This window comes from Billgrantia campisalis, from assembly GCF_022341425.1.
In the GTDB taxonomy this organism is placed as follows: Bacteria; Pseudomonadota; Gammaproteobacteria; order Pseudomonadales; family Halomonadaceae; genus Halomonas; species Halomonas campisalis.
Genome location: NZ_JABFUC010000040.1, coordinates 1 through 1,512, shown reverse-complemented (window position 1 = coordinate 1,512; position 1,512 = coordinate 1). Strand labels below are relative to the sequence as shown.

3 protein-coding genes are annotated in these 1,512 nt (G+C 60.9%); 1 reads left to right on the top strand and 2 read right to left on the bottom strand.

From position 1 onward, the window contains the following. Nucleotides 1-119, top strand: a 119-nt coding sequence (locus tag HOP52_RS19505; protein ID WP_238976679.1) for an ATP-binding protein, incomplete at its 5' end; no start/stop codon positions are given. A gap of 3 nt (nucleotides 120-122) precedes the next feature. On the opposite strand, the gene HOP52_RS19500 is transcribed toward HOP52_RS19505, so the two are convergent. Continuing rightward, a complete protein-coding gene (locus HOP52_RS19500) occupies nucleotides 123-803 on the bottom strand; it encodes a hypothetical protein (RefSeq protein WP_238979196.1) in 681 nt (226 codons plus the stop codon). Next, nucleotides 730-1,416: a potassium channel family protein gene (locus HOP52_RS19495; RefSeq protein ID WP_309675281.1), complete on the bottom strand. Its 687-nt coding sequence runs from the start codon at nucleotides 1,414-1,416 to the stop codon at nucleotides 730-732. The genes HOP52_RS19500 and HOP52_RS19495 overlap by 74 nt, the downstream gene beginning before the upstream one ends. Between the last annotated feature and the right edge of the window lie 96 nt (nucleotides 1,417-1,512).

The window sequence follows — 1,512 nt, the reverse complement described above, 5'->3', positions numbered from 1 at the left end:
GGGAGTTCTTCCACGACGACAACGTGGCGGTGCCGATCGTTGACCGGATCATCCACCACTCACACCTCTACCTGCTCGGCGGGGAGAGCTACCGGCTGAAGCAGAAGACGCTCAGCTGACGATCATGGGTGGGTCAATTTTGTTGACCGCTGGTGGGTCATTTCTGATGGCCATTGACACCACTCGCGGTTCATGCTGTCAAAGCGGGAGATGCCGCTGGATTCATGGCCGAGATAACGCAGCACTTCCTCCAGCAGGAACCGCTGATCGGGCGAGGAAATCTCGCCGGACTCCAGCAGCAGCGTCGCCTGGGTCACCGCATACATCCAGGACCAGTGGAAGAGTTCGACCCCCTTGAGCAACGTTTTGGGTACCTTCACAGGGTGGTGGGAGGGCATCGCCACAAACTGGTTGGTGATGGTCAGCACCGCATCCACCTTGTGCTTCTTGGCTTGCTGGAGGTAGTGCTTGAGCTGCTCCTCGCCGATTTCGGCGTTGCCGATCTTGGCCTCGACGAGCGCGGACCAGTGCTTGCGTCCTGTTTCCAGCAAGATCAGTCCATCGGGACGATCACTCTTCGCGGTACTGGCGTCGTCCTCCAACACCACCTCGGTCCAGGCCTCCAGGGTCGCGCGACTACCGACACGCTGCCCCAGGGAGCCCAGCATCAATTGCCGGAACTCGTGTACACCTCGCAGAGCGGCGAGCAGTACCGATGCCGCGCGTTGCTCACGACTGGTATCCGCCACCACCGGTATCAGCCGTGCCACCTCGGCGCGTTTCACGAAGTTGGGTCGTTCCATTCTCGCTCTCTCGCTCTCCTGATGTCTTGTGCTTGTTGTTCTGGAAGGCGTCGCTGAAGGCGGCGGCCAGGATGCCGGTGGGCATGGCGATGATGCCGATGCCTGCGACGGCGGTAAGGCCGGCAAAAATCTTGCCCAGGGCGGTGATCGGGGTCACATCCCCATAGCCCACCGTGGTCTGGGTGGCGATGCTCCACCAGAGCGCCCGGGGGACGCTGCCAAAGGCCTCCGGCTGGTCAGCGGCTTCCACCACGTAGAGGCAGGCAGAGGAAAACAGAAGTAGCAGGCCGGCCACCCCCACGCTGAGCAGCAACTCATGAATACGCATCTTCAGCGCTTCGGCCAGTGCCGACCAGGCTCGGCTGAAGCGGCCCAGGCGAGAAAGACGCAATATGCGAAGAATGCGCAGCAGCCGCAGCAGGAAGGCGTTGCTATGGGTGAGGAAGCCCAGGAAGAACGGCAGGATGGCGATCAGGTCGATCAGTGCCCAGATGGAGAAGACATAGCGAATGCGGCCCCCGATGCCGCGGTAGCGTGGGTCCTCCCCCACCGCATAGAGGCGCAGCAGGTACTCGAGGATGAAGAGGGTAACGAGGCTGTAGAAAAACCCGATTCAGAGCCATTCCCACCGCCTCTATTCTGAATTCTTGTTCCCGACCACCAAACGGACGATCATCTTGGCCACGGAGCCTAACTGACCATTTTGGCT

What these genes read in the sequence shown, in the direction of transcription:
- HOP52_RS19500 (WP_238979196.1), bottom strand. Translation starts at nt 803, where the DNA reads ATGGAACGACCCAACTTCGTGAAACGCGCCGAGGTGGCACGGCTGATA.